We start from the raw sequence: 6,080 nt of genomic DNA, 5'->3' as shown, positions 1-6,080 counted from the left end.
CGTCTGGTACGTCCCCACCACCAGCACCGACACGGCCGACGCGCCCGAGACACCGACCGGCCGGCTCGTCACCGCCCACCGCCTCGGCCTCACCGCCGACGGCAGACCGACCCTCGTCACCACCGACACCGCCGCCTGGCACGAGTACACCGACACGGGCGACACCACCCACAGCCCCGCCACCCGCCCGCTCCCGAGCACCCTCCCCGACGGCTTCCGCCACGTCTTTGCGACGGAACACGAGCAGCACCCCTTCGCCGTGCCGTTCGGCACGGGCGAAGCCGACGGTCCGTACGACGCGGCCGAGGAACTGTCCGCGGACCTCTGGCGGTCGGCGCTGGTCCCTGACGTCGGCGCGATACCCACCGAAGGCTCCCTCGCCGCGGACGTGTTCGGGCTGCTGCAGCCGCACGAACCGCCGGCCTTCCTCGTCGACCCCTCGACCGGAGCCCCGTACGACCACTCGGCCCTCACCGCCGACCAGGTGTTCGCGTTCTTCCGGCGCATGGACATGCGGCTCCCGGCGCCCGGGCCGGGGAGCGTGGCGCCGCATTCCCTCCTGGAGGGCACCGCTCCAGGGCAGCACAGCGTGTCGTCCTCCGTACGGGACCCCAGGGCGTGGGCCCCGCTGGAGACGGCGCCACCGCTTCCCTACGACACGGTGACCATCCCCAAGGTGGTCCATTCGATCTGGGTGGGCGGTCCGGTGAAGCCCGAGGGTCCGTCGGCCGGGTTCTGGGAGACCGCGGGCTCCAACGCGAGCCGCCTCGGTGATCAGGCGCAGTTCGTGCTGTGGACGGATGTTCCGCGCGCCCAGCTGGACGCGGTCCGTGAGCTGGCCGAACGGCCGGCCGACGGGGATCTGGCCGAAGTCTGGGAGTTCCACCGCTGGGCCGACACCCACGGCATCACCCTCGTCAACCTCTTCGAGGTGTTCCACTCCGCCCACCCGACCACACGCATGCCGATCCTCATGACGGAGCTGGTCCGGCAGACCGGCCCGGGATACGCCGCGGCCAGCGACCTCCTGCGCATCATGGTCATGAGGTGGTACGGCGGTCTCTACAGCGACGGCGACAACCGGATCGACGACCTCACCTGTCTGCGCACGGCCGCGGATCACCCCAGCGCGATGGGCTCCCACGCGCACGGCACGCACTTCGGCAATTCGGCGTGGGTCTTCCCCGCGGGGCATCCCTTCGCCGTCGCTCTCGAGGACGCGATCGCCGGCAACTACCGCAAGACGCAGCTGGAGCTGTACGCCAAGTACGCCCCGCTGCCCGCCCACCTGTTCACGACGCTCGCGGATCTCCGGGTACGCCGTGACTCGGTGATGCTGCGCACGGGCCCGGACGCCGTGATCCCCACGGCCCAGCAGTTCGGGTTCGCGCACGCGGCCGCCCTGCCCCCCGTCGAGGGGGTGCAGATGGGCGGCGACATGGCCTGGAGGGTGCCCGGGACGCCGAGGCCCGCGGATTCCGTGTGGAGCAGGGAGCGGACCCTGGAATTCACCCAGAAGGTCACCCAGACCCTGATCCGCAGCCTCGCCAACCGGCAGGGCGACCTCCACCTGTTCGCGATCGCCCCGGTCGTCGCCAAGCACCCCCGGCCCGAGCTGATCTGGCAGGCCGCTCTGGAGTTCATCGCCCGCCGTGACGATCTGCGTCCGCTGGTCACCAGCATCACGGTCACCCGCTTCACCGAGGACGGCCAGGACCCGGATGTCCTGGAGCTTCCGCAGAACGTCAGGCCCCTCTTCGAGTACCTCGAACCCCGGAGGCTGCCGCTCGGTGACGAGGAGAACTGGTGGATCGTCGACCAGCTGACACCCGTCCGCATGGTGGCGCCGACCTCTCCGCTCCCCCCGGCCACCGCCGACAACACGGCCCCGGACAGCGGACCGGCCGCCGACCCGTCGGCTCCCGACACCACCGCCGTCACCCCCTCCGATGCCCGGCCCACGACCCGTGACCTCCTCGACACCGAGGGCCGGAAGTTCGGCCGCGCCGTCTTCGACGACCGTGACTGGGAGATCCGCAAGGACCTCTACCGCCATCTGCGCGACATGGAGCAGTACGAGCGGCGCGACCGGTGGGACGTGCCCACGGGAGACTTCGCCGCGGTGCCCTGGCCGAAGAACACCTACTTCTTCTCCTCGCACGCCGGTGCCCGCTCCTTCCACCTCGGCACGGACCCCGGCCGTCCGACCGGTTCCGTCCGTACGGACGCGCGCGGCCTGGGTCGCATCATGCGCCGCTGGCCGAGCCTCGCGAACCTGCTGGACGCCGACCGGCCCGGCCCCGACGGGCCGGGCACCGGGTCCCGGACGTACCCGCACCTCATGCTCCTCAGCTGCGCCCCCGCCGAGGCCCAGCAGCTCGCGGACGACCTCAAGGCCGTGGTCCATGTGGCTTCCGGCCCCACCGGCATGGTCGGCAAGGACCCCGACCGGCCGTTCGACGCCTCCGAGGGCGCCGTCCTCTTCGTCCGCCCGGGCACCGACAGGAGCTCGGGATGGAAGGCGTCACCGTCAAGAGCCTGCCGATGGGACCGAAGGACGCCGACCCTCCGCTGGGCCGGGCCTACCTCGACCCGGAGAACCTCGCCCTCCACGAGGCGACGCGCATGCACGGCGGGTACGAGACGAGCCCCACGACGTACCGGCGCATCCAGTACGACCCGGCCCTTGACGAAGCCGACGACGCCTACGTCGCGCAGGACCACGGCACGGCTCGCGCGCCGTGGGCGGGCGGCCCCACCCCGTACACCGTCATGCTCAGCGGCGAGCTCGCCGAGCAGATGGCGCTGACCGACGGCGACGACGACGCGGTCACGGTCCCCCTCGACCGGCTGGCGGCACTCATCACGGCCGATCCGGTGCTGGACCGGCTACCGGCCGACGTACCCCTGCTGCTCGCCTTCTCCCACAGCGGATCAGGCGGCCTGGACTTCCCTCGCACCGTCGCCCACCTGCTGGACCAGGCCGGCCGGCCACGCACCGTGTACGCCCTGGTCGGAGAGCTGTACGAAGTCTTCGCGCCGGAGCTCGCCTCCTGGCAGATCGGTGTCAAGACGCCGTACCAGGCGCCGGGGGCCGCGAAACCGGGCCCGCGGGGCGAGATCGTACGGATCGACCCGCCGAGCCGTGGGGGCGTCGACCCGCAACTCGGCACGCCCGGTCACCTGCTCACGATCGACGGCCGGCTCGTCCCGGACAGCGACCTGCTCACCCGCACCGTGGTGGACCCCGGCACCGGGAAGCCGCTCGGCCGAGCCCACTTCGACGACGCGGACTGGCGCACGCACGGGCAGGCGCTCACCCATCTGCTGAAGATCTCCGAATACACCAACTGGACCCACGAGATGGATCCGACCGGTCTGTCCTTCGAGCCCACCTGGAACGCGGCCACCCGCATCGAGGGCATGCATGCCGGCAACAACGGGCGGGAGTTCTACTTCCGCACCGCCACGGACAACGTGCGGGCCGACGCGACCGAGACCGGCAAGTACCTCAGGCGCAGGCCGAGCGTCGCCTCCCTCATGGCGAAACTGCCGCCCGGGGAACACCTGCACATTCTGGCGTTCGCCTGCAATGCCGCCACGGACGCGCAGGCCCTGGCCGACTCTTCCGGAGCCGTCGTGCACGCGCCCACGGGCCTCGTGGGAATCCCGTTCATGGAGGCGGAGGACATCTACTCCATGCCGTTGCCCCCCATCACCTATGTGGTGCAGAAGACCGACGGCCTGCCACGCCAGTTCGAGCTCTTCTACCCCACCGGTCACCCGGACCGCCCCAGCACCGACACCACGACGGCCGCCACCGTCCCTTCCACCGACTCCGGGCAGGCGACCGTGGACGGGCCGGACGACGTCGAGCGCGGTGTGACGTTCGGGAAGTCCGCTCCTGTCGTCGAGCCCGTCGGGTACCGGTCGTCGGAGGAACTCCTCTCCGACCTGCGGCAGTCGGCACGCATCCCCGATGTCCGTGAGGTCACCGCCCACCGGTCCCTGGGCGTGGACGTGTTCGGTCTGCTGGATCCGCCCGGGCCGCCGACGTTCCTGGTGGATCCCGCCACCAAAGAGCCCTACGACTATGGGCAGCTCACCGCGGACGAGCAGTGCGCGTTCCTCTACTTGATGGACATGCGCTACGCGCCGGAGGAGTCCCTGTCCCTCGACACCATCCGGGCGAACAGCGTGGACGGGTCCAGCGTGTCCTCCGCCGTCCGCCCCTCCAAGGTCTGGGCCCCGGGGCAGGACGCCCCTCCGCTGCCGTACGACCAAGTCGAGATTCCGAAGCTCGTGCACTCGATCTGGGTCGGTGGCCCGGTGAAGCCCGACGGCCCGTCGGCCGGCTTCTGGAGGACCACCGCGGAGAACGCCGCCCACCTGCAGGGGCACGCGTACAGCGTCCTGTGGACGGACGTGAGCCGGGAGCAGTTGGCCCAGGTCCAGGGTCTGACCGAGGGACCCACCGACCCTGAGCTCGCCGCCCTGTGGGAGTTCCACCGGTGGGCGGACGAGCACGGGATCATGCTCGTCAACGTCTTCGAGGTGTTCAACTCGGCAGCCCCCACGCCGCACCACGCCGACATCCTCAAGACGGAGCTCGCACGGCAGACGGGCCCGGGATACGCCGAGTTCAGCGACCTCTTGCGCGTGATGATCGTCAAGCGCTTCGGCGGCCTCTACAGCGACGGTGACAACAGGATCTCCCACCTGGAAAGCCTGCAGCACGCCGTCGACAGCAAGGCGGCGATGGGCGCCCACGTGGTGTCGCGGAACTTCGGCAATTCGGCGTGGGTGTTCCCCGCCCACCACCCGTTCGCCGACGGTATGGAGCAACAGCTCGTCGAGAACTACGACAAGACACAAGGGGAGCTCTACGGAACGACGGTCGATTCCTTCGCCAAGGAGGTCTTCACCCAGCCGCTGGGCCGGCCGCGCCGCAATTCGGTGATGATGCGCACCGGCCCGGACTCGATTCTGCCGCTGGCCCAGAAGTTCGGGTTCCCGCACGTGACCGGCCTGCCCGCGATCGAGGGCGTGTCGATGGGCAGCGACGCCTCCTGGATGGCTTCCCCGCAGCCCGTCGGCCCCGAGGCGACGTGGACCAAGGAACGCACCCTGGAGTTCACCCGGAAGGTCACCCACACCCTCATCCGCAGCCTCTACAACCGCCAGGGCGATCTGCACCTGTACGCCGTCCGGTCGGCGGTCGAGAAGCACCCGCAGCCGGATCTGGTGTGGCAGGCCGCTCTGGAGTTCCTCGCGCACCGCGAGGACCTGCGGTCGATGGTCAGGAGCATCACGCTCAGCCACCTCGCCGTCGCCGGGGAGGCACCGCTGAAGGTGACCTTGCCGGACACCGTCACCGGGCTGTTCGAGGAACGTGTCGGCGAGCGCCCGCCGCTCGGCGATGCCGAGGGCTGGTGGCTGGGCGAGCAGCTGACGCCCGTGCGGATGGTGGCTCCCCGGCCGCCCGTCACCCGTATCCCGGCAGGCATCGCGGTCGGCGCCCTCAGCCCTGCCCAGGCCGAGGCCCTCGGCGCCCTTCCGCCGCGGGCGGAGGTGTTCGTCGTCGGGATGCACACCGGTGCCGACGGCACTCCTGACCCCGCCGTCGTCCTCAAGGCGCTGACCGACGCCCATGACACCGGCCGGCTGGAGGGGGTGAGCCGGATCCAGTTCACGGCGTGCGACCTCGCCACGTCCGCGCACGAGGCCACCGTCAAGACGGTGATGTCCGGGCTGTGGAAGCACCGCGCCCCCGGCCGTGCGCACGCCGAGGGCCCCGACCCCCTCACGGCCCTCGCCGCGAACGCGCCCGTCTGGTACGTCCCGCACACCGGCCCCGCCACCGGGACGGGGACCGGCACCGGGACGGGAACCGGCACGGGCCCCGACACCGACACCGCTGCCGGCACGGGCCCCGACACCGGCACCGGCGGCCGCCTCGTCACCGCCCGGCACATCGGCATCACCGCCGACGGCAGGCCCACCGTCCTCGCCGACGGCGCGGCCTGGCACGAGTACGCCGACACGGGGGACGCCGCCCGCACCCCCACCCTCACCGCCAC

General features: G+C 71.3%; 1 protein-coding gene. It reads left to right on the top strand.

Annotation, left to right across the window (positions count from 1 at the left end):
- Window positions 1-2,514: 2,514 nt before the first annotated feature.
- Window positions 2,515-6,080 (top strand): hypothetical protein (locus EF918_RS31305; protein WP_185922004.1); only part of this gene is annotated, 3,566 nt, incomplete at its 3' end.

It is taken from the genome of Streptomyces sp. WAC06614, from assembly GCF_003949795.1.
In the GTDB taxonomy this organism is placed as follows: Bacteria; Actinomycetota; Actinomycetes; order Streptomycetales; family Streptomycetaceae; genus Streptomyces.
The sequence above is the reverse complement of the archived record's forward strand: the minus strand, read 5'-3'. Positions and strand labels throughout refer to the sequence as shown.